The sequence below is a fragment of the uncultured Kocuria sp. genome, from assembly GCF_947500125.1.
Classification (GTDB): Bacteria; Actinomycetota; Actinomycetes; order Actinomycetales; family Micrococcaceae; genus Kocuria.
This window is the reverse complement of the sequence record NZ_CANMRA010000022.1, coordinates 1-25018: the sequence shown is the minus strand read 5'-3', so window position 1 is coordinate 25018 and position 25018 is coordinate 1. Positions and strand designations below refer to the sequence as shown.

At 72.9% G+C, this 25018-nt stretch carries 20 protein-coding genes and 2 tRNA genes; 12 read left to right on the top strand and 10 right to left on the bottom strand.

Translation table 11 applies throughout. From position 1 onward, the window contains the following. Nucleotides 1-32 precede the first annotated feature (32 nt). Entirely contained in the window at nucleotides 33-1595 is a 1563-nt protein-coding gene (gene metG, locus Q0817_RS14005; protein WP_298589347.1) for a methionine--tRNA ligase, read from the bottom strand. A 97-nt stretch (nucleotides 1596-1692) separates the two neighbouring features. On the opposite strand from metG, the gene Q0817_RS14000 reads away from it, so the two are divergent. Then, the gene (locus Q0817_RS14000; protein ID WP_298589345.1) at nucleotides 1693-2361 is read left to right on the top strand and encodes an AIM24 family protein; all 669 of its coding nucleotides are present in this window, start codon (nucleotides 1693-1695) and stop codon (nucleotides 2359-2361) included. Between the two features lie 6 nt (nucleotides 2362-2367). Here Q0817_RS14000 and Q0817_RS13995 read toward each other — a convergent pair whose 3' ends face one another. The 5 genes from Q0817_RS13995 to Q0817_RS13975 all read right to left on the bottom strand — a co-directional run bounded on the left by Q0817_RS13995 (nucleotide 2368) and on the right by Q0817_RS13975 (nucleotide 8157). Continuing rightward, entirely contained in the window at nucleotides 2368-3174 is an 807-nt protein-coding gene (locus Q0817_RS13995) for a CPBP family intramembrane glutamic endopeptidase (protein WP_298589342.1), read from the bottom strand. Between the two features lie 163 nt (nucleotides 3175-3337). Then, entirely contained in the window at nucleotides 3338-4363 is a 1026-nt protein-coding gene (gene ilvC / locus Q0817_RS13990) for a ketol-acid reductoisomerase (RefSeq protein ID WP_133410868.1), read from the bottom strand. A 103-nt stretch (nucleotides 4364-4466) separates the two neighbouring features. After that, nucleotides 4467-4976 (bottom strand): acetolactate synthase small subunit, encoded by a 510-nt coding sequence (gene ilvN / locus Q0817_RS13985; protein WP_017833218.1) that lies wholly within the window; start codon nucleotides 4974-4976, stop codon nucleotides 4467-4469. A 3-nt stretch (nucleotides 4977-4979) separates the two neighbouring features. Next, nucleotides 4980-6872 carry an acetolactate synthase large subunit gene (locus tag Q0817_RS13980; protein WP_298589331.1) on the bottom strand — a complete coding sequence of 631 codons (1893 nt, stop codon included), beginning with the start codon at nucleotides 6870-6872 and terminating at the stop codon, nucleotides 4980-4982. Nucleotides 6873-7149: 277 nt separating this feature from the next. Then, a complete protein-coding gene (locus Q0817_RS13975; RefSeq protein WP_366139879.1) occupies nucleotides 7150-8157 on the bottom strand; it encodes an NAD(P)-dependent oxidoreductase in 1008 nt (335 codons plus the stop codon). 168 nt (nucleotides 8158-8325) lie between these two features. Here Q0817_RS13975 and Q0817_RS13970 point away from each other — a divergent pair. Then, a tRNA-Lys gene (locus Q0817_RS13970) sits at nucleotides 8326-8401 on the top strand. Between the two features lie 309 nt (nucleotides 8402-8710). Here the strand turns inward: Q0817_RS13970 and Q0817_RS13965 are convergent. Then, complete coding sequence (locus Q0817_RS13965) at nucleotides 8711-9247, bottom strand: MarR family winged helix-turn-helix transcriptional regulator (protein WP_298589326.1); 537 nt, start codon at nucleotides 9245-9247, stop codon at nucleotides 8711-8713. A 216-nt stretch (nucleotides 9248-9463) separates the two neighbouring features. Here Q0817_RS13965 and bcp point away from each other — a divergent pair, with 216 nt between their 5' ends. The 6 genes from bcp (at nucleotide 9464) to Q0817_RS13935 (ending at nucleotide 17443) form a co-directional block, all read left to right on the top strand. Next, nucleotides 9464-9937, top strand: coding sequence for a thioredoxin-dependent thiol peroxidase (bcp, locus tag Q0817_RS13960; protein ID WP_298589323.1), 474 nt, complete (start codon nucleotides 9464-9466; stop codon nucleotides 9935-9937). Nucleotides 9938-9973: 36 nt separating this feature from the next. After that, nucleotides 9974-10057: transfer RNA gene (locus Q0817_RS13955), tRNA-Leu, on the top strand. A 78-nt stretch (nucleotides 10058-10135) separates the two neighbouring features. Further along, nucleotides 10136-11740: an ABC transporter substrate-binding protein gene (locus Q0817_RS13950; RefSeq protein WP_298589320.1), complete on the top strand. Its 1605-nt coding sequence runs from the start codon at nucleotides 10136-10138 to the stop codon at nucleotides 11738-11740. 112 nt (nucleotides 11741-11852) lie between these two features. After that, nucleotides 11853-13337: a malate:quinone oxidoreductase gene (locus Q0817_RS13945; protein WP_298589317.1), complete on the top strand. Its 1485-nt coding sequence runs from the start codon at nucleotides 11853-11855 to the stop codon at nucleotides 13335-13337. Nucleotides 13338-13551: 214 nt separating this feature from the next. Continuing rightward, nucleotides 13552-16758, top strand: coding sequence for an efflux RND transporter permease subunit (locus tag Q0817_RS13940; protein ID WP_298589314.1), 3207 nt, complete (start codon nucleotides 13552-13554; stop codon nucleotides 16756-16758). A gap of 250 nt (nucleotides 16759-17008) precedes the next feature. Then, nucleotides 17009-17443, top strand: a complete 435-nt coding sequence (locus tag Q0817_RS13935) for a MarR family winged helix-turn-helix transcriptional regulator (protein WP_298589311.1) — start codon at nucleotides 17009-17011, stop codon at nucleotides 17441-17443. A gap of 19 nt (nucleotides 17444-17462) precedes the next feature. Here Q0817_RS13935 and Q0817_RS13930 read toward each other — a convergent pair whose 3' ends face one another. Beyond that, complete coding sequence (locus tag Q0817_RS13930; RefSeq protein WP_298589308.1) at nucleotides 17463-18287, bottom strand: transglutaminase family protein; 825 nt, start codon at nucleotides 18285-18287, stop codon at nucleotides 17463-17465. Nucleotides 18288-18458: 171 nt separating this feature from the next. Between Q0817_RS13930 and Q0817_RS13925 the strand changes: the two genes are divergently transcribed. From Q0817_RS13925 to Q0817_RS13915, 3 genes are all read left to right on the top strand, one after another. Next, a complete protein-coding gene (locus Q0817_RS13925; protein WP_298589305.1) occupies nucleotides 18459-19589 on the top strand; it encodes a YihY/virulence factor BrkB family protein in 1131 nt (376 codons plus the stop codon). Nucleotides 19590-19841: 252 nt separating this feature from the next. Then, nucleotides 19842-20939, top strand: coding sequence for an S-(hydroxymethyl)mycothiol dehydrogenase (locus tag Q0817_RS13920; protein WP_298589298.1), 1098 nt, complete (start codon nucleotides 19842-19844; stop codon nucleotides 20937-20939). Then, nucleotides 20936-21676 (top strand): MBL fold metallo-hydrolase, encoded by a 741-nt coding sequence (locus Q0817_RS13915; RefSeq protein ID WP_298589295.1) that lies wholly within the window; start codon nucleotides 20936-20938, stop codon nucleotides 21674-21676. Before Q0817_RS13920 ends, Q0817_RS13915 begins: the two co-directional genes overlap by 4 nt. A 49-nt stretch (nucleotides 21677-21725) precedes the next feature. Here the strand turns inward: Q0817_RS13915 and Q0817_RS13910 are convergent, their stop codons facing one another. After that, entirely contained in the window at nucleotides 21726-23033 is a 1308-nt protein-coding gene (locus Q0817_RS13910; RefSeq protein WP_298589292.1) for a hypothetical protein, read from the bottom strand. 136 nt (nucleotides 23034-23169) lie between these two features. Beyond that, nucleotides 23170-24090 carry an aquaporin gene (locus Q0817_RS13905; protein WP_298589289.1) on the bottom strand — a complete coding sequence of 307 codons (921 nt, stop codon included), beginning with the start codon at nucleotides 24088-24090 and terminating at the stop codon, nucleotides 23170-23172. A 142-nt stretch (nucleotides 24091-24232) separates the two neighbouring features. On the opposite strand from Q0817_RS13905, the gene Q0817_RS13900 reads away from it, so the two are divergent. Next, the coding region (locus Q0817_RS13900; protein WP_298589286.1) for an ADP-ribosylglycohydrolase family protein at nucleotides 24233-25018 on the top strand (786 nt) is incomplete at its 3' end.

Here is a 25018-nt window from a genome sequence, read left to right as displayed (position 1 = left end):
GGACGTCTCACATCGTGGACGGAGCGGTCGGCTCAGGCCTGCAGCGCGGCGGGCTCCTCGTAGCGCGGGAACACCGGCGCGGGCGGGGGCAGCTCCGTGCCGGCGACGAGGGGCGTGCCCAGGGCGGTGAACAGCCGGGCCTCGCCCTGCTCCTGGCCGAGCACGTCGAGCAGCCGGGCGGCGGCGTCCGGCATCACCGGCTGCACGAGGACGCCGACCACCCGCACCACCTCGAGCGTCACCCAGAGCACGGTGGCCATCCGCGCCGCGTCGGTCTTGCGCAGCTTCCAGGGCTCCATGGCGGTGAAGTACCGGTTGGCCTCGGCGACCACCCGCCAGATCCGCTCGAGCGCCCGGTGGAACTGCTGCTCCTCGAACTCGGCGCGCACCGGCTCGTAGAGCCCGGCCGCGGCGGCGAGCATCGCGCGGTCCTCGGCCGTGAGCTCGCCCGGCGCGGGGACCCGCCCCTCGCAGTTCTTGGCGACCATCGACAGCGAGCGCTGCGCGAGGTTGCCGAGGTCGTTGGCGAGGTCGGAGTTGATGCGGTTCTTGATCCCGTCGTGCGAGTAGCTGCCGTCCTGGCCGAACGGCACCTCGCGCAGCAGGAAGAAGCGCAGCGGGTCCAGGCCGTACTCGGCCACGAGGGCGTGCGGGTCGATGACGTTGCCCACGGACTTGGACATCTTCTCGCCCTGGTTGAACAGGAAGCCGTGGGCGAAGACGCGCCTGGGCAGGGGCAGCCCGGCGGACATCAGGAACGCCGGCCAGTACACGGCGTGGAAGCGGGCGATGTCCTTGCCGATCACGTGGGCGTCGGCCGGCCAGTACCGCCGGAAGGTCTCGGCGTTGGTGTCCGGGAAGCCCACCCCGGTGAGGTAGTTGGTGAGGGCGTCCACCCACACGTACATCACGTGGTCCGGGTTGCCGGGCACGGGCACGCCCCAGTCGAAGGTGGTCCGGGAGATCGAGAGGTCCTCCAGGCCCGAGCGCACGAAAGAGGCGATCTCGTTGCGGCGGGTCTCGGGGAAGACGAATCCCTCCTGCTCGTAGAGGGCCAGCAGCCGGTCCTGGTAGGCGGAGAGGCGGAAGAAGTAGGACTCCTCCTCGGTCCAGGTGACCTCCGTGCCGGTGCCCGTCGAGCACCGCACCCCGTCCTCGCGGACCTCGGTCTCGTCCTCGCCGTAGAACGCCTCGTCGCGCACGGAGTACCAGCCGGCGTACTTGCCGAGGTAGATGTCCCCGGCCTCCTCCATCCGCCGCCAGATGGCTGCCGACGCCGCGTAGTGGTCGGCGTCCGTGGTGCGGATGAAGCGGTCGTAGGAGATGTTCAGGGCGTCGTCCATCTCGCGGAAGCGCGCCGAGTTGCGGTCCGCGAGCTCCCGGGCCGTGAGGCCCTCCTTCTCCGCGGTCTGCTGCATCTTCTGGCCGTGCTCGTCGGTGCCGGTCAGGAAGCGGACGTCGTAGCCGTCCAGCCGCTTGAACCGGGCCATGACGTCGGTCGCGACGACCTCGTAGGCGTGCCCGATGTGCGGGGTGCCGTTGGGGTACGCGATGGCCGTGGTGATGTAGTACGGGGTGCGGTGGGAGGAAGTCACGGCCTCCACTCTACCGACCTCCGGGATCGTGCGGGGTCGGGCGCCCCGGTGCCAGGATGGGTCGCGACAGCGAGCACCGACATCCCAGGAGGCCACCGTGCGCAGCGAGCTCTTCGCCCAGGACCACTTCGAACGCCCGAGCCAGGAGCGCTGGACCCGGCAGTCCGACCGGATGCTGCGCGTGGGCCTGGGCCCCGACGTCGTCGCCACGAAGGGCGCCATGGTCGCCTACCAGGGCGGGATGGCCTTCCGGCACGAGGGCTCCGGCTCCGTCGGCAAGCTCATGAAGAAGATGCTGACCAGCGAGGACGCGCCCATGATGCGGGTCTCGGGCGAGGGCGAGGTGTTCTTCGCCCGGCAGGCGCGCCACGTGTTCACGGTCCTGCTCGAGGGCGAGGCCATCACCGTCGGCAGCGCGTCCCTGCTGGCCTTCGACGACACCCTGTCCTGGGACATCCGGCGGGTGGGCGGGGCGGGGCTGATGGCCGGCGGGCTGTTCAACCTGGAGCTCTCCGGCCACGGCGTGCTCGCCCTGTGCTCGGACGGGCCGCCCATGATCCTCGACTGCTCCGTCCGGCCCACCTATGTGGACCCGCAGGCGGCGGTCGCGTGGTCGGCGAACCTCGTGCCGGGAATCCGGAACGACCTGTCGATGGGCTCGCTGCTGCGCGGCGGCTCCGGCGAGGCGTTCCAGCTCGCCTTCTCCGGCCCGGGCTTCGTCGTCGTCCAGCCCTCCGAGGGCGTGCCCGCGGTCCGGCAGGGCTGAGCCCGGTCACCGCCGGGGGCGCGCGGCGCCCAGGCGCCCGCGGGTGAGGGCGACGACGAGCAGCGCGGCCCCGGCGTAGGTGCCGAACAGGACGAGGTCCACGGTGTCCAGCAGCCCGGTGTGCACCGGCTCCGCGCCGAGCAGGACGAGGTGGTCCTGGGCCGGCGTGAAACTCGCGTGCAGCAGGACGCACAGCAGCACGCTGCCGGTGCGGTTGTACAGCGGGGTGTAGAAGAACGCGAGGACGAGCGGCACCACGAAGCCCAGCGGCCCGTACAGCGGGACGTGCCACACGCCCCACAGCAGCCCCAGGAGCGCGGTGGCCCGCAACGGGCCCAGCCGCTCCTGGAGGCGGGGCAGCGCGAAGCCGCGCCAGCCGGGCTCCTCGAGGCCGCCGCCGAGCACCGCCACGAAGGCGAGGCCGGCCAGGTAGGCGGGGGCCCGCTCGAGCGCCAGGGACCAGTCGACCTCGCGGCCCAGCGCCACCAGCACCGCGTTGACCACGGCGTACAGCAGCACCGGCAGCCCCAGCGCCCAGGCCCACCAGCGGGCCGGGGCACGCCACCGCGCGATCGCGCGGGCCCAGTCCCGGACCGGATCCCCCGCCAGCACCGTGACGGCCCACGCCGCCACCAACGGCCCGAACCCGCCGAGCACGAGCAGGACCGCGCCGCCCGCCCCGAGCACGAGGGGCGCCCACCACGCCCAGGACCACGCGTACGCCAGCGCGAAGAAGGCCACGAGCTGGTGGCGCCCGATCCAGCCCCGCACGCCCCTTCCGGGCGCCTGCTCGCGTGCACTGACGTCCGCCATGCGGACCACCCCCGGGATCGCGGCCACCGTGTCCGCCCCCAGGGTAGGACCCCGGACGCGGCGAGGGGCCGCGTCCGCACGGAATGCTCGGCGCATGACGTGCGGACGCGGCCCCTCGGCCGGTGCCCCCGGCGTGCTTCGCGGCGGTGGGGGCGGGTGCGGATCAGCGGGCCGCGGTGCCCTCGACGTAGTCGGCGTCCGGGGAGGTCCACGCGAAGAGCTTGCGCAGCTCCCGGCCGGTGACCTCGATCGGGTGGGACTCCTCCTTCTCGCGCAGCTTCTTGAACTCGGCGCCCCCGTTGTCCTGGTCCTCGATGAAGCGCTTGGCGAAGGTGCCGTCCTGGATGTCGGCCAGCACGGCCTTCATGTTCTCCTTGACCGCGGGGCTGATCACCCGGGGGCCGGAGACGTAGTCGCCGTACTCGGCGGTGTCCGAGATGGACCAGCGCTGCTTGGCGATGCCGCCCTCGACCATGAGGTCCACGATGAGCTTGAGCTCGTGCAGGACCTCGAAGTATGCGATCTCCGGCTGGTAGCCGGCCTCGGTCAGGGTCTCGAAGCCGTACTGGACCAGGTGGGACATGCCGCCGCACAGGACCGCCTGCTCGCCGAAGAGGTCGGACTCGGTCTCCTCGGTGAAGGTCGTCTTGATGACGCCCGCGCGGGTGCCGCCGATGCCCTTGGCGTAGGACAGGCCCAGCTCGAGCGCCTTGCCGGAGGCGTCCTTCTCCACGGCCACGAGGGCGGGCACGGCGCGGCCGGCCTCGAACTCGCGGCGCACGGTGTGGCCCGGGCCCTTCGGGGCGACCATGACGACGTCGACGCCCGCGGGGGCCTCGATGTAGCCGTAGCGGATGTTGAACCCGTGGGCGAAGAAGATGGCGTCGCCCTGCTCCAGGTTCGGGGCGATCGACTCGGCGTAGACGTGACGCTGGACCTGGTCCGGCGTCAGGATCATGATGACGTCGGCTTCCTTGACGGCGTCCGCGACGGTGAGCACCCGCAGGCCCTCGGCCTCGGCCTTGGCCCGGGAGCGCGAGCCCTCGGCGAGGCCGATGCGCACGTCCACGCCGGAGTCGCGCAGGTTCAGCGCGTGGGCGTGGCCCTGCGAGCCGTAGCCGATGACGGCCACGGAGCGGTCCTGGATGATCGAGAGGTCGGCGTCGTCGTCGTAGAAGATCTCTGCCATGGGATTGTCTCCTTGAAGCATGGGTGGGCGCGGCGGGTGCACCGCCGCGAGGTGGTTGGGGTGTCTGTGGGCCGGCGCCCGCGTCCACCGCCGCCCGGGGGCGTCAGTGGCGCAGGGCGCGGTCGCTCATCGACTTGGGACCACGTCCGAGGGCCAGCGTACCGGCCCGGACGATCTCCCGGACGCCGAAAGGCTCCAGGATGTCCAGCAGCGCCCGGAGCTTCTCCGGGGCGCCGGTGGCCTCGATGACGAGCGACTCGGTGGAGACGTCGACAACGGTGGCCCGGAACAGGTCCGCGGCTTGGGTGACCTGCAGACGGGTCGCGGCGTCGGCGCGGACCTTGACCATGATGTGGTCGCGCTGCACCGACGAGTCGGGGGTGAGCTCGACGATCTTGATCACGTTGATGAGCTTGTTCAGCTGCTTGGTGACCTGTTCGAGCAGCTCGCCCTCGGCGTCCACCACCACGGTGATGCGGGAGACGCCGTCGAGCTCCGTGGGTCCCACGGCGAGCGAGTCGATGTTGAAGGCGCGGCGCGCGAACAGTCCGGCCACCCGGGTCAGCACGCCCGGCTTGTCCTCGACCAGCACGGAGAGGGTGTGTCGGCTCATGGGTCAGTCCTCCTCGTCCCAGTCGGGGGTCATGTTGCGGGCGATCTGGATCTGGTCGTTGGACACGCCAGTGGGCACCATCGGCCACACCATCGCGTCGGCGGAGACCACGAAGTCGATCACCACGGGGCGGTCGTTGATCTCGAGGGCCTGCCGGATGACGTCGTCCACGTCCTCGTCCCGGGTGCAGCGCAGGGCGGCGCACCCGTAGGCGTCGGCGAGCTTGACGAAGTCCGGCACCATGATGCTGTCGTGGCCCGTGTTCAGGTCGGTGTTGGAGTACCGGCCGTCGTAGAACAGGGTCTGCCACTGGCGCACCATGCCCAGCGAGGAGTTGTTGATCACCGCCACCTTGATCGGGATCTTGTTGATCGTGCAGGTGGCGAGCTCCTGGTTCGTCATCTGGAAGCAGCCGTCGCCGTCGATGGCCCAGACCACGCGGTCGGGCTGGGAGACCTTGGCGCCCATCGCTGCGGGGACGGCGAAGCCCATGGTCCCCAGCCCGGCCGAGTTCAGCCACTGCCGAGGCCGCTCGTACTGCACGAAGTGGGAGCTCCACATCTGGTGCTGGCCCACGCCTGCGACGTAGACGGCCTCGGGGCCGGTCAGGGCGGAGATCCGCTCGATGACGTGCTGCGGCGACCCGAGTCCGTCGGCCGGCTTGGGGTAGCCCAGCGGGTAGGTGGCCTGCAGGCTGCTCAGCGCCGTCCACCACGAGGAGAGGTCGGGGCTGCCGCTGCGCTCGAACTCCTGGCGCACGGCGCTCACGAGATCCGGCAGGATCTCCTTGACGTCGCCCACGATCGGGACGTCGGCGGTGCGGTTCTTGGAGATCTCGGCGGGATCGATGTCCGCGTGGATGATCTTGGCCGTGGGGGCGAAGGTCTCCAGGTGGCCCGTGACCCGGTCGTCGAAGCGCGCGCCGAGAGTCACGAGCAGGTCCGCCTGCTGCATCGAGTACACGGCCGGGACGGTGCCGTGCATGCCGGGCATCCCGAGGTTCTGCTCGTGGGAGTCCGGGAACACCCCCCGTGCGGTCAGCGTGGTCACCACCGGCGCGCCGGTCAGCTCGGCCAGGTCCATGAGCTCGGCGGCCGCGTCGGCGCGCATCGTGCCGCCGCCCACGTAGAGCACGGGCCGCTGGGCCGCCGCGATGAGCCTGGCGGCCTCCCGGATCTGCTTGGCGTGCCCGCGCGTGACGGGCCGGTAGCCGGGCAGGTCCATCCGGGGCGGCCAGGAGAACGTCATGGAGTCCTGCTGGGCGTCCTTGGCGATGTCCACGAGCACCGGGCCGGGGCGGCCGGTCGACGCCAGGTGGAACGCCTCGGCGAGCACGCGCGGGATGTCCTCGGCGTGCGTCACCAGGTAGGAGTGCTTGGTGACCGGCATCGTCATCCCGACGATGTCCGCCTCCTGGAAGGCGTCGGAGCCGATCACCTTGGACGAGACCTGCCCGGTGATCGCGACCATCGGGATCGAGTCCATGTGCGCGTCCGCGAGGGCCGTGACGAGGTTCGTGGCGCCGGGGCCGGAGGTCGCGATGCACACGCCCACGCGGCCCGAGGCGAGGGCGTAGCCCTCGGCGGCGTGACCGGCGCCCTGCTCGTGGCGGACCAGGATGTGGTTGATCTTGTCCGAGTCCAGGAGCGGGTCGTAGGTCGGCAGGATCGCGCCGCCGGGGAGGCCGAAGACGTCGGTGACCCCGAGCTCCTCCAGCGCCCGGATGACCGCCTGGGAGCCGGTCATCTCCGTGGGAGCCACCGTGTTGCTGGGGCCCATGACGGACGGGACGGCGGGGACGGACTTCTCCGGGGCCCCGGGGGGCCGGTGGTCGGCGGCGGTCTCCGCGCGCTTGGTGGCCATCAGCGCTGGGCTGATCGGCTGTCCCTTGCTCATGTCAGCAGTCCTTCTGGTCTGGGTGGTTCTGTTCCGGCTCGGCAGTCGCTCCGCCGTGGGCGCCGGGCAAGAAAAAAGGCCCTCGCTGCACCGGGAGGTGCGACAGGGCCCGTGCGCTCGACCGGTCGTCGGCTCAGGCCCCGCGTCCGACGAGGACGCGTACCGTGAGCTGGACGACACCGTGGCTGAGTTGCATGCTCCCATGCTCTGCCGCCCGCCCGGGCGTGTCAATCTTCGGACGCCGTGTCCCACGATGTGAGACAGGGCACGTTGGGAGCTAGCGGTCCCCGGGCTCGGGGACGTCGAGCCGGCCCTCCTGCTGCAGGAACAGGGGGCGCTCCCCCGCGGCGATGCGCTCGAGCTGGGTCTGCAGCAGCCTCCGCACGCGCGGCCGGTACGAGGTGCAGGAACCACCGGTGTGCGGGGTGAGGATCGACCCGGGGGCGCGGAACAGCGGGTGGTCGCCGGGGAAGGGCTCGGGCTCGACGACGTCCAGCGCGCAGCGGAGCCGCCCGGACACCACCTCTTCGGTGAGCGCGGGGGTGTCGACCACGCGGCCGCGGCCCACGTTGACCACCAGGGCGTCGTCGGGCAGCAGGGACAGCACGCCGGCGTCGACGAGGCCGTCGGTCGCCGGGCTCGCGGGCAGGGCCACCACGAGCACGTCCGTATCGGGCAGCAGGGCCGGCAGCTCGTCGACGCCGTGCACGGGGCCGCGCCCGTCGGTGCGGGCACGCGAGGCCACGCGCGTCACCTCGACCTCGAAGGGGAGGAGCCGGTCGACCACGGCGGAGCCGATCTCCCCCGCCCCCAGCACCAGGACGCGGCTGTCGGCCAGGCTGCGGGTCGCGAAGCGGCGCCAGATCCCGTCGTGCTGCTGGAGCACGGCGCGGTCGAGCTCCCGCTGGGCGGCGATGATCAGGCCCAGGGCCAGTTCGGCGGTCCCGGCGGCGTGCACCCAGCCCGCGGTCGAGAGCGCGAGATCGGGCCCGATGGCCTCCGGCACGCCGTCGAAGCCCGTGCTCTGCAGCTGCACGAGCCGCAGTCGCGTCGCGCCCGGCAGGGCCTCGATCCAGCGGCCGGCGAAGTAGGGGGTGACCGCCACGTCGATCTCGTCGGCGCGGGCCCCGACCGGATCCCCGGCCATGTCCCACAGCACGTAGCGGAAGCCCGGGACCCGGGTGCTCAGGTGGTCCACGAGCTCCTGCTCCGGGAGGGAGACCACGCGGAGCTCGGAGAGGGGGACGGAGCAGGTGGACGGCGCGGGAGTCTGTGCGGAGGCCATGACGGCCATGGTAGACGCCGCGGCCGCCGGGACGGGGGGTCGCGGAATGGACAAGCCGGGCCGAGGTGGTAGAGTACTTTCTCGTTGCGAGGCGGGACACGGCGGAAGCCGACCGGCGCGATTCGGCCCCCGGGCCGAGGGCGTGCTAACGTTCTTGCCGCACCACCAGCGCCTCTAGCTCAATTGGCAGAGCAATTGACTCTTAATCAATGGGTTCTCGGTTCGAGTCCGAGGGGGCGCACCACGGAAGGGCCCCACCGCAGAACAGCGCGGTGGGGCCCTTCGTCGCCCCACGACGCCCGGTCGGAGCCCGGCCCGAGCCCGTCGGGCCGGGCCTGCACCCGCCCCCGGCGCACCACCGCCGGGCGGGCGCGGCCCGCCCGTGCGCACGAGTCACCGGGCACGAAAAACCCCCGGGGTCGTCGCCGCACCCCGGGGGTCTCCCCGCGCGAGGCCACGACCTCGTGACCTCGCTCGCCTGCACTCTCACCGGGGTCCTCGCCCCCCTGGTGACCCGGCTCCCGTCCCGCACCGGCGGGCACCGTGGGCCGGGTCAGGGAACGACGTCCTCCTGACTGCCGGTCTCGGCGATCTCGCGAGACTCCTCGGGAGTGGTGGCGTCGGCGGAGCCGGCGTCGGTGACGGTTCCGTCCGACTGGACCCGCAGCTTCCAGCGGGCGCCTCCCAGCGTGGTGATGATGTCGGCCAGGGTGCGGCGCAGGTTCTCGTCCGTGAGCAGCCCGTGGTCCACCAGCTCGTCCTCGAGCTGGGTGGCGGCCTCCAGGATGCGCTCGCCCTCCTGGGTGATCGACACGAGATGGCTGCGGCGGTCACGGACGTTCTTGGACCGGGTGACGTGGCCGTGCAGCTCGAGCCGGTGCAGCGTCTTGCCCATGGTCTGGGCCTGCACCCGGACGCGGTGGGCCAGCTGGGCCTGGGTCATGCTCCCCGCCGTCTTCAGCACGTCCAGGGCCATGACGCCCGCGTGGGTCACCCCGAGCGTGGCCAGGCGCTCGTTCCACGCGTGCTCCACGAGCCGGGCCGCGGTCGAGAGCAATCGGTTGGTCGGCCATTGAGTGGTGAAAGGCATGCAAAGCAGTCTACCGACCCGGAACACGGAATACAGCACCATGCTAAGCAAACTTATGAGCATTTCTCTGCGCGTGAACGCCCGGCGGGGCGTGCCGGACCCCGGCGGACCGCGCGATTCCGGGCGCGGGCGCCGGTAGTGTTCGTGGTCCGCGGCCGTCCCGCGGCACCGGCACCACCACCGACACGGCCACCGACACGACGGAGGAGCATCCCCATGGCAGCACGTCTCGAACCGGGCCGGCAGGCCCCCGACTTCGCCCTGCCCGACGCCCGGGGCCGGACCGTCTCGCTCGCCGACCACCGCGGTCAGCGAGTGGTCGTCTACTTCTACCCGAAGGCGTCCACCCCCGGCTGCACCACGCAGGCCTGCGACTTCCGGGACAGCCTGGAGCGATTCGCCGCGGACGGGTTCGCCGTGCTCGGCATCTCCCCCGACGGGCCGGAGGCCCTGGCCCGGTTCGCCGAGAACGAGTCCCTCACGTTCCCCCTGCTCTCCGACGCCGACCACCGGGTCGCCGAGGCGTACGGGGCCTGGGGCGAGAAGAAGAACTACGGCAAGACCTACGAGGGTCTGGTGCGCTCCACCGTGGTGGTCGGCCCCGACGGCGACGTGGAGCTCGCGCAGTACAACGTGCGCGCCACGGGCCACGTGGCGAAGCTGCGCCGCGACCTCGGCCTGGAGGGCTGAGGCTAGGATGGACGAGGGGCCCGGACGGGCCCCTCGGCGCGAGTGGTGGAACTGGCAGACACGCAGGATTTAGGTTCCTGTGCCCTGACCGGCGTGCGGGTTCGAGTCCCGCCTCGCGCACCCGACGGTCCCCGGGCTCCGCCCGGGGCCCGCCCACGACGACCCCCACGACCGATCCGGCGAGGCAGCGAAGGACCCATGGCGCCCAGGCGAATCCCCCGCACCGCGGCCGCGCTCGTCGCGGGGCTCCTCGCCCTCGGGGGGTGCGCCCCCGGGGGCGACGACGCGCCCGGCGCCCCCACCGCCTCCCGGTCCGTGCCCAGTGCGGAGTTCGTCTTCGCCAACGCCGCCGCCGCTCCCACCCTGGACCCGGCGACGGTCAACATCCTGGAGACCTCCCGGATCGGGGCCCAGATGCTGGAGGGGCTCGTCTCCGCCGACCCTTCCACGGGGGAGGCGGTCCCGGCCCTCGCGAGCTCGTGGCGGCGCTCCGAGGACGGGCTCTCCTACACCTTCGACCTCCGCGGGGGCGTGCGCTTCCACGACGGCACCGACCTGGACGCGGCGGCGGTGTGCGCGAACTTCGAGCGCTGGGAGGCCCTGGCCGCCGACGGGGCGCGGACCCCGTTCGCCACCGTCTTCCGCACCGCCGCCCCCGGGACCGAGCCCCTCTACGAGGGGTGCACCGCGGCGTCGTCCTCCTCGGTGGAGCTCTCGCTGACCGCGCCGCACACCCCCCTGCTCCGGGCGCTGACACAGCCCGCGTTCGGGATCGCGTCCCCCGCGGCCCTGGCGGCCGGCACCCACGAGACGCACCCCGTGGGCACCGGCCCCTTCCGCTACGAGTCGGGGGACGGGGAGAACGTGGTGCTCAGCGCGAACCCGGACTACTGGGGCGAGCTGGGGGACATCGGCCGCCTCGAGTTCCGCACGATCGCCGAGCCCGAGCTGCGCTACGTGGCGCTGCGCCTGGGCCAGGTGGACGGCTACGACCAGGTGGGCCTGGACTCCTTCGCACCGCTCGCCCGCGAGGGCGTCCAGGTCCTCCAGCGCGACCCGTACTCCGTGTCCTACCTCGGCATCAACCAGGACATCGCGCCCCTGGACGACCCCGACGTGCGGGCCGCGATCGCCTCCGCCGTGGACCGCGGCGCCATCGTGCGCGAGCACTACCCCGACGGCACCCGGGTGGCCGACCAGTTCCTGCCCGCCCGGTTCGCGATGGACGGGACCGACCTGCGGATCCCCTCCTACAACCCGCAGCGGGCGCAGGAGCTGCTGGAGGCCTCGTCCTACGCCGGCGAGCCGCTGCGGTTCTACTACCCGCGCAACACCTCCCGCACCTACATGCAGGAGCCCGAGAAGATCTACGCCGACATCGCGGCCCAGCTCGTGCGCGCGGGGTTCGTGATCGAGCCCGTCCCGGTGGAGTGGTCGGACGGCTACGTGGCGCAGGTCCAGGACCCGGACGGCGACCACGCCCTGCACCTGCTCGGGCTCAACGGCGGATACCGCGACCCGGACTACTTCACGGCAGCGCTGTTCGGCGCCCCCCACGGCGAGTTCGGCGTGGACGCCGCGTCCCTGTTCGGCGCCGTCAACCGCGCGCCGGCGCTGCCCGACGGCGAGGACCGCTCGAGCGCGTACGCGTCCATCAACAACCGTGTCTCCCGCCTGCTGCCCGCCGTCCCGCTGGCCCACCCGATCTCGGCGGTCGCCGTCGGCGACTCCGTGACGTCGTTCCCCCTGAGCTCCACCGGCTACGAGGAGTTCAACCGGGTGGACCTCGACACCGCCGGGTGAGCACGGCACCCGGCGCGCGCCCGGGCGCATTCGGGGATCGTCCGGGCGTGGCGATAGTCTGATCCCGACCATTCACCGGCGCAGCGCCGGGCATTCAACGGGAGCATCGACTGTGACATCACCTCAGGCAACGGAATCGACCGACGTCCTCCTGATCGGCGGCGGCATCATGAGCGCCACCCTCGGCGTGTTCCTCAAGGAGCTCGAGCCGCAGTGGGACATCACGATGCTGGAGCGCCTCGACCAGGTGGGCGCGGAGAGCTCCAACGTCTGGAACAACGCCGGCACCGGGCACTCCGCGCTCTGCGAGCTCAACTACGCCCCCCAGGCCGCCGACGGATCCGTGAGCCCCGAGAAGTCGCTCGGCATCAACGAGCAGTTCCAGCTCTCCCGCCAGTTCTGGGCCGCCCTCGTGGCCGAGGGCAAGCTGCAGGAGCCCAGCACCTTCATCAACCCGGTGCCGCACATGTCGCTCGTCTTCGGCGACGCCCACAGCGACTACCTGCGCCGCCGCTGGGAGGCGCTCCAGCCGAACAAGCTCTTCGAGCGCATGGAGTTCACCGAGGACCGCGAGAAGATCGCCGAGTGGGCTCCGCTGACCATGCACGGCCGCGGCGCCGGGCGCGTGGCGGCGTCCTGGTCCCCCGAGGGCACGGACGTCGACTTCGGGGAGCTGACCCGGCAGCAGGTCGCCCACCTCCGGGCCCGGGGCGGCGAGGTGCGCTACGGCCAGCAGGTCGTGGACCTCGACCGCCAGGGCGACGGCACCTGGGTGGCGAAGGTCAAGAACCGCCTCAACACGGAGGGCGACCGGCTCGTCCGCGCGAAGTTCGTGTTCGTGGGGGCCGGCGGCGGCGCCCTGCCGCTGCTGCAGAAGTCGGGCATCCGGGAGGCCAAGGGCTTCGGCGGGTTCCCGGTCTCCGGCCTGTGGCTGCGCAACTCCGACGAGGACGTCGCCGCCCAGCACAACGCCAAGGTCTACGGCCAGGCCTCCGTGGGCGCCCCGCCCATGTCCGTCCCGCACCTGGACACCCGCTACGAGCACGGGCGGCGTGCGCTGCTGTTCGGCCCCTTCGGCGGGTTCAAGCCCAACTTCCTGAAGCAGGGCTCCTTCCTGGACCTGCCGCTGTCCGTGCGCCCGCACAACCTCTACCCCATGACCCGGGCGGGCCTGGCCAACCTGGACCTCGTCAAGTACCTGCTGAGCGAGCTGGCCAAGTCCAAGGGCCAGCGGGTCGAGGCGCTGCAGCAGTTCTACCCGACCGCCGACGGCTCGCAGTGGGAGCTGATCGAGGCCGGGCAGCGCGTGCAGGTCATGAAGCGGGACAAGCAGAAGGGCGGCGTGCTGCAGTTCGGCACCGAGCTCATCGCCGCCGCGGACGGCTCCATCGCCGGGCTGCTCGGCGCCTCCCCGGGCGCCTCCACCGCGGTGCCCATCATGCTCAACCTCCTGGCGAAGTCCTTCCCGGCGCGGATGCCCGGGTGGGAGCCGCGGATCAAGGAGCTCATCCCCTCCTACGGCGCGAAGCTCAACGACAACCCGCAGCTCGCGGACGAGGTCATGGGCCGCACCGCCCAGGTGCTCGGCATCAACTGACGCCGCCCCCGACCGGCACCGCACCGCACGCCGCGGCGCCCACGGCACGAGGCCCCGGACCGACCGGTCCGGGGCCTCGTCGTCGTCTCCGCCCCCTCGCCCGCTGCCCGGCCCCGGAGACCCGGTGACCTGTCGGTAGGCGGCGGTACGCTGAGGGGCGTGCGTCCCGGCTCCGGCCGGGACGCCCTCGCCCGTCCCTCTCCAAGGAGCACGAGTGTTTCTCCTCGCCCGCGCGTCGATGGCCAACCGAGCCCTGATCGTGCTCATCACGCTGTTCGTCGCCCTCTTCGGGGTGCTCAGCATGCGCTCCATGAAGCAGGAGCTCATCCCGTCCCTCGAGATCCCCGCCATCAGCGTGGTCTCGGCGATGCCCGGCGCGTCCGCGGAGGTCGTCGACGAGCAGGTGGGCCGGCCCCTGGAGCGCGCGCTCAACATCGTGGAGGGCCTCGAGAGCTCGACGTCCACCTCACGCGCCGGTCTGTCCAACATCCAGCTCGGCTTCGAGTACGGCACCGACCTGGACCGGGCCCGCAACCAGGTGGAGCGGGCGATCTCCAACGTCCGCACCCAGCTGCCCGACGACGTCGAGCCCACCGCGTTCGCCGGCTCCGTGGCGGACTTCCCCATCGTCTTCCTGGCCGTGTCCTCCGACGAGGACCTCAGCCCGCTCGCGGCCGACCTGGAGCGGCTGACCGTCCCGGACCTGCAGAAGATCGAGGGCGTGCGCTCCGCAGAGGTCAGCGGCGCCCCCGACCAGGTCGTCTCGATCCTGCCGGATCGGGCCGACCTCGCCCGGGCCGGCGCCACGCCCGCCGACATCCGCACCGCCCTGGAGGAGAGCGGCGGGCTCGTCCCCGTGGGCACCGTGGACGACGGCGCCACGACCCTCCCCGTCCAGGCCGGCTCCCCCCTCGACTCCCTCGAGGCCGTGGAGAACGTCCCGCTGCCCCTCCCGGAGGACGCCCCCGACGGCGCCGAGCCCACCACCGTCGGCGCCGTGGCCACCGTGGAGCTCGGCGAGCAGGAGCAGACCTCGATCACCCGCACCAACGGGGAGCCGACCCTCGCCCTGTCCGTGACCAAGACCCCGGACGGGGACACCGTGGGGATCTCGCAGGCCGTCGAGGAGATGATCCCCGGGCTCGAGGAGGACCTCGGCAACGGCGCCGAGATCACCGCGGTCTTCGACCAGGCCCCCTACATCGAGCAGTCGATCGAGGACCTCACGGTCGAGGGCCTCCTCGGTCTCGCGTTCGCGGTGCTCGTCATCCTGGTGTTCCTGGCGTCGCTGCGCTCGACGCTGGTCACCGCGATCTCCATCCCCCTCTCCCTGCTGGCCACGTTCATCGGGATCAACGCCCTGGGCTACTCGCTGAACCTCCTGACCCTGGCCGCGATCACCCTGTCCGTGGGGCGGGTCGTGGACGACTCGATCGTGGTGATCGAGAACATCAAGCGCCACTACGGAACCGTGGACCTGAGCACCGACCCCGCCAACGCGAAGCGCCGGGCCATCCTCACCGCCGTGCGCGAGGTCGCGGGGGCGATCACGGCCTCCACCCTCATCACGGTGGCGGTGTTCGTGCCCATCGCGTTCGTGGGCGACGTGACCGGTGAGCTGTTCCGCCCGTTCGCCCTCACCACGACCATCGCGCTGCTGTCCTCGCTCGTGGTGTCCCTGACCATCGTGCCCGTCCTCGCGTACTGGTTCCTGCGGGACCCCCGCCTGGTCCGGCGCGGCCACCGGGCACCGGCGGACCGCCCCGCCCCCTGGGCCGGCCCCACGACCGGCACCCCCGCGGGCGCGCCCGCCGGGACGCCGACGCGGCTGGCACAGGGCTATCTCCCGGTGCTGCGCGGCACGCAGCGCCACCCGTGGGCCACCCTCGGCGTGAGCGTCCTGGTCCTGGGCGGGACGGCCGCCCTGCTTCCGGTGCTGCCGACCAACCTGCTCGGGGACACCGGGCAGAACACCATGACGATCGACCAGGACCTGCCGCCCGGCACCGCCCTCGAGGTGACCTCCGAGCAGGCGAGCCGCGTCGAGGAGGTGCTCGACTGGACAGAGGGCATCGAGGACGTGCAGGTCACCATGGGCCCGGGCGGCGGCTTCTCCGCGTTCCTGCCCGGCAGCGGCACCAACAGTGCCACGTTCTCCGTGACGACGGACGCCGCGGTGGACCAGGAGCGGCTGCGCCGCACCGTCGGCGAGCGCCTGGACCGGCTGGACGGCGCCGGGGAGTTCTCGGTGCAGGGCGCCCAGGGCTTCACGAGCAACGACGTCGAGATCTCCGTCACCGCCACGGACCAGCCGACGCTCGCGGAGGCCGACGAGGCCGTGGTCCGGGCCATGCGGGAGCTCGGCTCCGCCGGGCAGGTCACGAGCAACCTGGCCGCGACCCAGCCCACCGTCGTCGTCACGGTCGACCGGGCGGCCGCCGCAGGGCGCGGCCTGAGCGAGGAGGAGGTCACGGGGGCGCTCGCCGGCACCGTGAACCCGCTCCCCGCCGGGTCCATCGACCTGGACGCCGACTCGGTGGCCGTGACCATCGGCGAGGGCCGCGCCGTGGAGGACGTCGAGGCGCTGCGGGCCCTGCCCGTGCCGGCGGCGGGCGGGACCGTCCGGCTCGACGAGCTGGCCGAGGTCGAGGAGGCGCTGACGGTCGAGACCATCACGTCGAGCAACGACCAGCGCACCGCCACCGTGGCGGTCACCCCCGCCGGCGACGACCTCGGCGCCACGAGCACCGAGGTCCGGGAGGCCCTCGCGGACCTGGACCTGCCGCAGGGGGCCTCGGCCGAGCTGGGCGGGGCCGCCACGGAGCAGGAGACCACGTTCCGGCAGCTGGGGCTCGCCGTGCTCGCCGCGATCGCGATCGTCTACGTGGTGCTCGTGGCCACGTTCAAGTCGCTGGTCCAGCCGCTGATCCTGCTGATCTCGATCCCCTTCGCGGCCACGGGCGCGGTGCTCGCGCTGCTCGGCTCCGGGGTGCCGCTGGGCCTGGCGTCGCTCGTGGGCGTGCTGATGCTCGTGGGCATCGTGGTGACCAACGCTGTCGTGCTGATCGACCTCATCAACCAGTACCGGGGCGGGGAGCACCGGATGGTCCTGGAGGAGGCCATCGAGAAGGGCGCGGCCCGCCGGCTGCGGCCCATCGTCATGACGGCCCTGGCGACCATCCTGGCGATGACGCCCATGGCGCTGGGGATCACGGGCCAGGGCAGCTTCATCTCCCAGCCGCTGGCCGTGGTGGTGATCGGCGGGCTGATCTCCTCCACCCTCTTGACCCTCGTGCTCGTGCCGGTGCTGTACCGGCTCGTCGAGGCGCGCAAGGAGGAGCGGCACCGCCGCCGGGAGGAGCGGATCGCGGCACTGACCGGGTCCGGGGCGGGAGCGGCCCGCCCGCCGCGCGGAGCGTGACGCCCGTCACCGTGCGCTCTTTCGTGGACGTTTGCTATAGAAAATACAGCCGGGCGCGTGGTGCCCTGCTGCGCGCAGGAGCCCCGGGAGCTATCATCTGCGCAGGTCACGTCGGGAATCGTGGACGCCGTGCGGGCGGGGCGCCGCGCGCCCGGACGGAGCATCCCCCGAAAGGGGGGACACCCGGGCACCGCACGCCGATGTAACCGGGTCGTAGCATTAACGTGTGCCCCGCAGAGAAACAGATCGTGTGCAGAACAGCGCCGACGCCTGGGAGGCCCTCTTCAGGGCCCAGGTGACGGTCATGCGGCGCCTCCAGCGCCAACCCGAGTTCGCGGAGCTGTCCGCCCGCGAGTACGACGTCCTGTTCAACCTCTCCCGCTCCGACGAGGCCGGCATGCGCCTCAACGAGCTCAACGAGTACGTGCTCCTCACCCAGTCCAGCCTCAGCCGGATGCTCGAACGCCTCGAGCTCAAGGGACTGGTGCACCGCTGGCAGGACCCGCAGGACCTGCGGGGGCTGCGGATCCGGCTGACCGACCGGGGCCGGCAGATACAGGTGCAGATCGCCGAGCAGTTCCGGCTGCACGTCCACGAACTGATGTCCGCGGGACTGGACCCGGAGGAGCTGCGCATCCTCACCCGTCTCGCCGACCGCCTGCGGGAAGCCGTCAACGACCTGTGAATCGAGCCCCCTGGCCGTCCTACAGGGGGAGGACGACCCGGGCCTCCGGGTCCTCGCGCCCGGGCGCGGAGGACTCCGCGGACACCCGCATCTCCCCCAGCGTGATCTCGCCCTCGAGGGTGGTCAGGAACGCCGTCTCGGCGGCGTCCGCACCCGTGGCGATGCGCACGAACTCCGTGCGCGGGGCGAGCCCGGTGGCGTCGAGGACGTACCAGGCGCCGTCGTGCCACGCCTCGACCACCGCGTGGAAGTCCATGGGCGAGAGCCCGGGCGCGTAGACCGACACGAGCCGCGCCGGCACCCCGAGGCCCCGCAGCAGGGTGATGAGCAGGTGCGCGTAGTCCCGGCAGACGCCCCGCCGGGTGAGGAACGTGTGCACGGCGGTGTCGGTGGCCGTCGAGGACCCGGCCACGTAGTCCAGGTGCTCGTGCACCCAGTCCCGCACCCGCTGGAGCGTCGCGTAGCCGCCGCCCCGCGCCCCGGGGAAGAGGGCGTCCGCGGTGCCGGCCATCTCGTCGAACGGGCAGAACCGGCTCGGACGGGTGTAGCGGACGAAGTCGACGCTCTCCGCCGGCGGCGGGGGGCCCGCCGCGCCGTCCAGCTCCAGCGCGTAGGACACCGTGCACCGCGCGCCGCCCGGCACGCGGGCCAGGTGCAGCCGGGTGCCGTGCAGGTCCTCGGCCTCCTCCAGCTCCACCTCCGCCCCGTCGACGCGCAGGCTCAGGCGCTCGCCGGGACGGCTTCCGCCGCCGGTGCGGGCGGCCGCGACGGAGAGGACCGCCAGGTGGTCGGTCTCGGACGCGAAGTCGACCTCCGCCGAGACGGTGCGCCGGGTGGTGGGCACGGATGGCCTCCTGGTGTGGTGGGTTGCGGGGCGGACCGGTGGCCCGCCCGATCCATTGTCGCCCACCGGCGCGATCGTCAGTACACTGATGCACGAGACATCCCCCACACGCCCCGCCGCCGGCCGGAGTCCGCGCACCGCAGCCGGCGCCCCGACCGCGAAGGACGCAGCATGGCCCAGGACACCACCCAGGACAGCCGCTCCAAGGAGCGCACCGCACCGGACCCCGAGGACTCCCGCAAGCCGGACAGCCCCACCGAGATGAGCAAGCCCTCGTGGGGCTACGTCGTCAAGCGCGCGCTCTCCGAGTTCTCCAAGGACGACTGCACCGACCTCGCCGCGTCGCTGACGTACTTCGCGGTGCTCTCCCTCTTCCCCGCGCTGCTGGCCATCGTGTCCCTGCTCGGTGTGTTCGGCCAGGGACAGGCCACCACGCAGGCGATCACGGACTTCCTCGCCCAGTACGCACCGGCCGAGCTCGTGACCCTGCTCGAGGGCCCGATCAACAACCTCACCACCAGCACCGGTGCAGGAATCGCCCTGTTCACCGGTCTGCTCGGCGCGCTGTGGACCGCCTCCGGCTACACGGGGGCCTTCGGCCGGGCCATGAACCGCATCTACGAGGTCGAGGAGGGCCGGCCCGTCTGGAAGCTGCGGCCGATGAACATCCTCGTGACGCTCATGCTGGTCCTCATCGTGGTCCTGATCATGCTCATGGTGCTGCTCTCCGGCGGCATCGCCCAGTGGGTGGGCGACCTCGTGGGCCTCGGCACCACGGCCGTGACGGTCTGGAACATCGCCAAGTGGCCGGTCGTCGTGGTCCTCGCGATCATCCTCATCGCGGTGCTCTACTACTTCACGCCCAACGTGCAGCAGCCCAAGTTCCGCTGGATCAGCATGGGCTCGATCGTCGCCCTGCTCGTGGCGGCCGTGGCGGCCGCGGCGTTCACGTGGTACGTGATCAACTTCGCCTCCTACAACGCGACCTACGGCATCATCGGCTCCGTCATCATCCTGCTGCTGGGGCTGTGGATCATCAACAACGTGCTGCTGCTGGGCGCGGAGATCGACGCCGAGGTGGAGCGCGGCCGCCAGCTGCAGGGCGGGATCAAGGCCGAGGAGACCATCCAGCTCCCGCCGCGCGACACCCGGCAGGTCGACAAGAAGGAGAAGAAGGAGGAGAAGCTCGTCGACCGGGGCCGCAAGCTGCGCCTGGAGCACGAGCACCTCGACTACTCCTCCGACGACTCCGGCAACGGCTCCGACCAGAACTCCGACCAGAACTCCGACAAGAACTCGTAGAAGAACCCTGGAAGAACCCCGCCAGGGTCTCCCCCCACGGTCGCCGGCAGGGCTGAGCACCGCCCCTCGGTCCGGGTTGCGGGCGCGCCCGGAGCCGCTGGAACCCGGCGGTGAACCCGACGGCGTACCCGTGGTGCTGATCCACGGGTACGCCGTCGCTGCGTCCCACCGCTCCCCCGGTGTCCTTCCCTAGACTGGGGAGCGGTGTTCCGGACCGGAACCGTCACGTCGTCCGAAGGAAAGGTCCCACTCATGCACGAGGTCAGAGCCGTCGTCGTCACGGCGAAGAACGCACCAGCCACCCTCGAGACGATCCTCGTCCCGGACCCCGGTCCCGGGGAGGCGCTCGTGGACGTCCTCACCTGCGGGGTCTGCCAGACCGACCTGCACTACAAGCAGGGTGCGGTGGGCGACGACTACCCCTACCTGCTGGGCCACGAGGCGTCGGGCGTGGTCGCGGCGGTCGGCGAGGGCGTCACCGAGATCGCCGTCGGGGACAAGGTCATCCTCAACTGGCGGGCGGTGTGCGGCGAGTGCCGGGCCTGCCGCAGGGGCGAGCCCTGGTACTGCTTCGACACCCACAACGCCACCCAGAAGATGACGCTGGCCGACGGCACGGAGCTGTCCCCCGCCCTGGGCATCGGCGCGTTCGCCGAGAAGACGCTGGTGGCCGCCGGGCAGTGCACCAGGATCGAGGGCGAGCTCGAGGACCACCAGTACGCGGCCGTGGGCCTGCTCGGCTGCGGGGTGATGGCCGGCATCGGCGCCGTCCTCAACACCGCGAACGTCCGGCGCGGGGAGTCCGTGGCCGTGATCGGCTGCGGCGGGGTCGGCACCGCCGCCGTCGCCGGGGCCGCCCTGGCCGGGGCCACGACGATCATCGCCGTGGACCTCGACGACGACAAGCTCGCCACCGCGCAGCGGTTCGGCGCCACCCACACGGTGAACTCGAAGGAGCAGGACCCCGTCGCGGCCGTCCAGGAGCTCACGGGCGGGCACGGCGCCGACGTCGTGGTCGACGCTGTGGGCATCGCCGCGACCTTCCAGCAGGCCTTCGAGGCCCGCGACCTCGCCGGGCGGATGGTCCTGGTGGGCGTGCCCGATCCGGGCACCACGTGGGAGATCCCGCTGGACCAGGTCTTCGGCCGCGGCGGGGCCATCAAGTCCGCCTGGTACGGCGACACCCTGCCCTCCCGGGACTTCCCGATGCTCGTGGACCAGTACCGGGCCGGCCGGCTGGACCTCGACGGGTTCGTCACCGAGCGGATCGGGATCGAGGACGTCGAGCCCGCGTTCGAGCGGATGACCGCCGGCAAGGTGCTGCGCTCCGTCGTGGAGATCGACCGATGAGCCCCGTCGACGGCCACGACGGCGAGCCCCTGCCCGACCAGGAGCGGGCCCACCCCGCGGACCACGGCGCGGTCCCCGAGCGGCGCGCCGACGGCGCCGGCCGGGCCCGCATCGACCGGCTGGTCACCTCCGGGACGTTCTCCCTCGACGGCGGGACCTGGGAGGTCGACAACAACGTGTGGATCGTGGGCGACGACGACGAGTGCGTCGTCATCGACCCGGCCCACGACCCCGCCGCGGTGGTGGAGGCCGTCGCCGGGCGGACGGTGACCGCCATCCTGCTCACCCACGCCCACGACGACCACATCCGGTCCGTCAAGGAGGTGTCCGGACAGGTGGGCGGGCGGATCCACCTGCACCCGGACGACACCATGCTGTGGGAGCAGGTCTATCCGGCCACGCCCTTCGACGCCGGGATCGCCGACGGCGAGGAGTTCTCCGTGGCCGGGACCACCCTGACCGCGCTGCACACCCCGGGCCACTCGCCCGGTTCCGTGTGCTTCTGGGCGCCGGGTCTGGGCACGGGCGGGGTGCTGTTCTCCGGGGACACCCTCTTCCAGGGCGGGCCCGGGGCCACCGGCCGGTCCTGGTCGGACTTCCCCACGATCGTCGACTCCATCCGGGACCGGCTGCTCACCCTGCCGGACACCGCGGAGGTGCTCACCGGTCACGGGGACCCCACCACGATCGGCGCGGAGGTCCCCCACCTGCAGGAGTGGATCGACCGGGGCCACTGACCACCCCACCCGCCGGGCCCCCGGCCCGGCGGGTGCCCGGCGGGGCCGCTCAGAGGTCGCGGGGGTCGCTGCGCCGCCAGCGGTGCACGAAGGCCAGGGCGGTGGCCAGCAGGGCCGCCGCCGAGATCACGGGCACGAGGGCCGCGCTCCGGTAGCCCCAGGACTCCCCCGACCACCCGGACAGGGCGAGGCCCCCGGTCAGCCCCACGCTCATCATGGCGGTCATGACCGTCGTCAGGGCCGTGACCCGGGAGGTCGGTGCCACGAGCCGCGCGATCTCGTAGACCGCCACCAGGCACGGGCCGGTGGTCAGCCCGGCCAGCGCCAGCACGACGACCATCCCCACGGAGTCGTCGGGGATCGTGAGGAGCATCGCCGCGAGCACGGCCCCGGCGGCCGCCGCCACCCAGCGGTTCCACAGCCGGAGCTCCTCGCTGCGGGCGGACGCGGCCACCGCCGCCAATGCCGAGGTGAGCCCGGAGACCGCGTACAGCCAGCTGACCGAGACCACCGCGTCCACGGCGGTCGCGAAGACGACGACCGCGCCCAGGGTCGACCCCACGAGGGCCCCCAGCGCGGCCATGCCCAGCACGGGGAGCGTGCGGAGCCGGCGCGCCCTGCGCCGCCGCCGGCGGGCCGCCCGGGTCGGCGCGGCCGCGACGGACGGCAGGAAGCCGATCGGACCCCGCGGCAGCCGCGCGGAGCAGTGCAGCAGGAACACGGTGGTGCCCACGAGCGTGAGCGTGGCCGCGAGCACCAGCACGGCGACCGGCCCGAGGGTCACCGCCACGAGGCCGGTCACCGCGGCGGCCAGGACGGTGCCCAGGGAGTCCATGACGCTCTCGTGGCGCAGCGCGGTGTCGAACAGGTCCTCCCGGGAGTCCCGGGACAGCAGGGACCACCAGCGCAGCCGGCACGCAACGCCCATCTGCGGCAGCACGAGCCCGGCGAGCAGGCACGGGAGCAGCAGCTGGGCCGGGGCCGCGTCGCTGTCCGCGGCGAGCTCCGGCAGCCGGCGCACGAGCCACCACACCACGAGCGGATTGACGAGGGTCAGCAGCACCAGGCCCACCTGGCGCCGGCGCCACGAGGCGGCCGCGCCCATGGCGAGCCCGCACAGGGCCGAGCCGAGCGTCACGGCCGCGGCGCAGAACGCGCCGAGGGCCGGGGAACCGGAGATCAGCGCCACCGTGGTCAGCACGCCGAGCGGGACCATGGTCTGGGGCAGCCGCACGAGCAGGGTGAGCACGGGGTACAGGGCGCCGCTGACGGCGGCGAGCTCCCGGGAGTCGGCCAGGGGCGAGCGGGAGGCCGTGCCGAAGCCCCCGAGGGGTTCGGCGGCGCGCACACTGCTCACGAGGTTCCTCCGCTTCCTGCCGACGGCGGCCGGGCAGGCACCAGCCTAGCGGCGCCGTGCGGACGATGACGGAAAGCGTCGGCCCCGCCGGTGGGCGGAGCCGGCGGCCCGTCCGGACACGGCTGGGGCCGCCGGCTCAGCCCTCCCGGTCCGACGGAGTCGACGCGGCCGGTGCCGTCCCGGTCGCGGCCGGCTCATCGGCGCCGCGGCGCGGGCGCGCCAGGTCCACCGAGCGGTGGACGAGACCGGCGACGAGACCGCCGAGCAGCGGGGCGACCCAGAACAGCCACAGCTGGGCGAGGTGCGTGGCGCCGGAGACCACGGCGGCGCCCGTCGAGCGGGCAGGGTTCAGCGATCCGCCGTCGAACGGTGCGGTGATGGTGAGCAGGACCGCGAGGGCGGCCCCGATGGCCACGGGGGCGAGCACCGCGTTGGCCCGCGGCGCGGTGGAGCCCAGCACCACGAGGGCGAACAGGGCGGTCGCCACGAACTCGACGAGCAGCACCGTGGCCCACCCTGCCTGGGAGGTGGAGTTCTCCCCGAAGCCGTTGGAGACGGCGCCGAGCACCTGCGCCGTGGTCGAGGAGTCGAGCAGCGTGACGAGCACCGCCCACAGCACGCCCGCGGCGGCCAGCGCGCCGAGCACCTGGGCCACCACGTAGCCGATCGCCGACCGGGCGGGGGTGCGCCCGGCCACGACCGCGGCGAGCGTCACCGCGGGGTTGAAGTGCCCTCCGGAGACGTGCCCGAAGGCGACGATCGCTGCGACCAGGCCGAGGCCGAAGCCGAGCGCGGAGTCGATGACCTCGGTGGCGAACATGCCCGTGCCCAGCCCGGCGAAGACCAGCAGCGCCGTGCCGCCGAACTCGGCGGCCCACTGGGCAGGCGCGGACACGGCGGCCGGCGCACCGGCGGGCGCGGTCTCCTTCCGCGCCGCGACGGGCACGGGTGCCGCGAGGCCCTCCGTGCCGGGGGCGGTGGGCGCGCCGTCGTGGACGGCGCCGTCGGCGCCGTCGGCGCCGGGGCGCGCGGTGGTGCCGGGAACGTGGTGACTCATGGAGTTCTCCTCAGGGGTCGGGACCGCACGGTGGGGGTGCCGTGCCGGTGCTGGCGCCGGGCGCCCGTGCCATGCAACCACAGCAGCCTGAAGGGCGGTTGAACCCGCCCGGGACGTGTCGCCCGCCGACTACACTGACCGCATGCCCGCCCCCCTCCTGTCCCCCGACACCGGCCTCGACCCCGCCTGGCCCGAGTACGCCGACTCCGTGCGCGCCGTCCTGCTGGGCGGAGCCCTCGGGGACGCGCTCGGCGCCCGCGTGCCGTCCGGCGGTGAACCCCGTCCCGGGGGGACCGGCGCGGACACCCCCGGCGCCCTCGGCGGCCCCGGGACCGCCGGCGGCCCGGCCGCGGCGCTGCAGGTCTCCGGCGGCACCCAGCTGACCCTCTACACCCTGGACGCCCTGCAGGAGGTCGTCGAGTGGGCCAACCAGGGCCAGGCCGCCGACGAGACCGCGTGCCTGTGGCTGGCCTATCTGCGCTGGCTGCGCACCCAGGACGAGCCCCACCCCGCCGAGGCGCCGCGGCCCCTGCCCCGCCGGATCGACGAGGACGAGGTCCTGCACGCCGTGCGGGCGCCCGACGGGACGGTGCTGGAGGCGCTGCGGTCCGGCCGGATGGGCGAGGTCGAGCGTCCCGTGCTGCCGGACGCCGGGGGCGCCGGAGCGGTGCAGCGCTCGGCCCCGTTCGGTCTCCTCCCCCACGTCGGCTGGCGCACGCTCGCCCCGCTGGCCATCAACGGCGCCGCGCTCACCCACGGGCACCCCGAGGCGCAGACCGCGGCGGCCGTCCACGGCTTCGTGGTCCACGCCGCCGTGCGGGCCCGCCGGGAGGGCCTGCCGCGGCCGGTCGCCGCGGCCGTGGCCGCCGCCCGGGAGACGGCGGGGAACCTCACGCGCCCGGTGGCCGGGACCCTCGCCCGGCTCGAC

Excerpts from the sequence above, each read along its gene's own strand:
- Q0817_RS13995 (WP_298589342.1), bottom strand. The coding sequence starts at position 3,174 with ATGGCGGACGTCAGTGCACGCGAGCAGGCGCCCGGAAGGGGCGTGCGG.
- ilvC (WP_133410868.1), bottom strand. The coding sequence starts at position 4,363 with ATGGCAGAGATCTTCTACGACGACGACGCCGACCTCTCGATCATCCAG.
- ilvN (WP_017833218.1), bottom strand. The coding sequence starts at position 4,976 with ATGAGCCGACACACCCTCTCCGTGCTGGTCGAGGACAAGCCGGGCGTG.
- Q0817_RS13980 (WP_298589331.1), bottom strand. The coding sequence starts at position 6,872 with ATGAGCAAGGGACAGCCGATCAGCCCAGCGCTGATGGCCACCAAGCGC.
- Q0817_RS13975 (WP_366139879.1), bottom strand. The coding sequence starts at position 8,157 with ATGGCCTCCGCACAGACTCCCGCGCCGTCCACCTGCTCCGTCCCCCTC.
- Q0817_RS13965 (WP_298589326.1), bottom strand. The coding sequence starts at position 9,247 with ATGCCTTTCACCACTCAATGGCCGACCAACCGATTGCTCTCGACCGCG.
- bcp (WP_298589323.1), top strand. The coding sequence starts at position 9,464 with ATGGCAGCACGTCTCGAACCGGGCCGGCAGGCCCCCGACTTCGCCCTG.
- Q0817_RS13950 (WP_298589320.1), top strand. The coding sequence starts at position 10,136 with ATGGCGCCCAGGCGAATCCCCCGCACCGCGGCCGCGCTCGTCGCGGGG.
- Q0817_RS13925 (WP_298589305.1), top strand. The coding sequence starts at position 18,459 with ATGGCCCAGGACACCACCCAGGACAGCCGCTCCAAGGAGCGCACCGCA.
- Q0817_RS13920 (WP_298589298.1), top strand. The coding sequence starts at position 19,842 with ATGCACGAGGTCAGAGCCGTCGTCGTCACGGCGAAGAACGCACCAGCC.
- Q0817_RS13915 (WP_298589295.1), top strand. The coding sequence starts at position 20,936 with ATGAGCCCCGTCGACGGCCACGACGGCGAGCCCCTGCCCGACCAGGAG.
- Q0817_RS13905 (WP_298589289.1), bottom strand. The coding sequence starts at position 24,090 with ATGAGTCACCACGTTCCCGGCACCACCGCGCGCCCCGGCGCCGACGGC.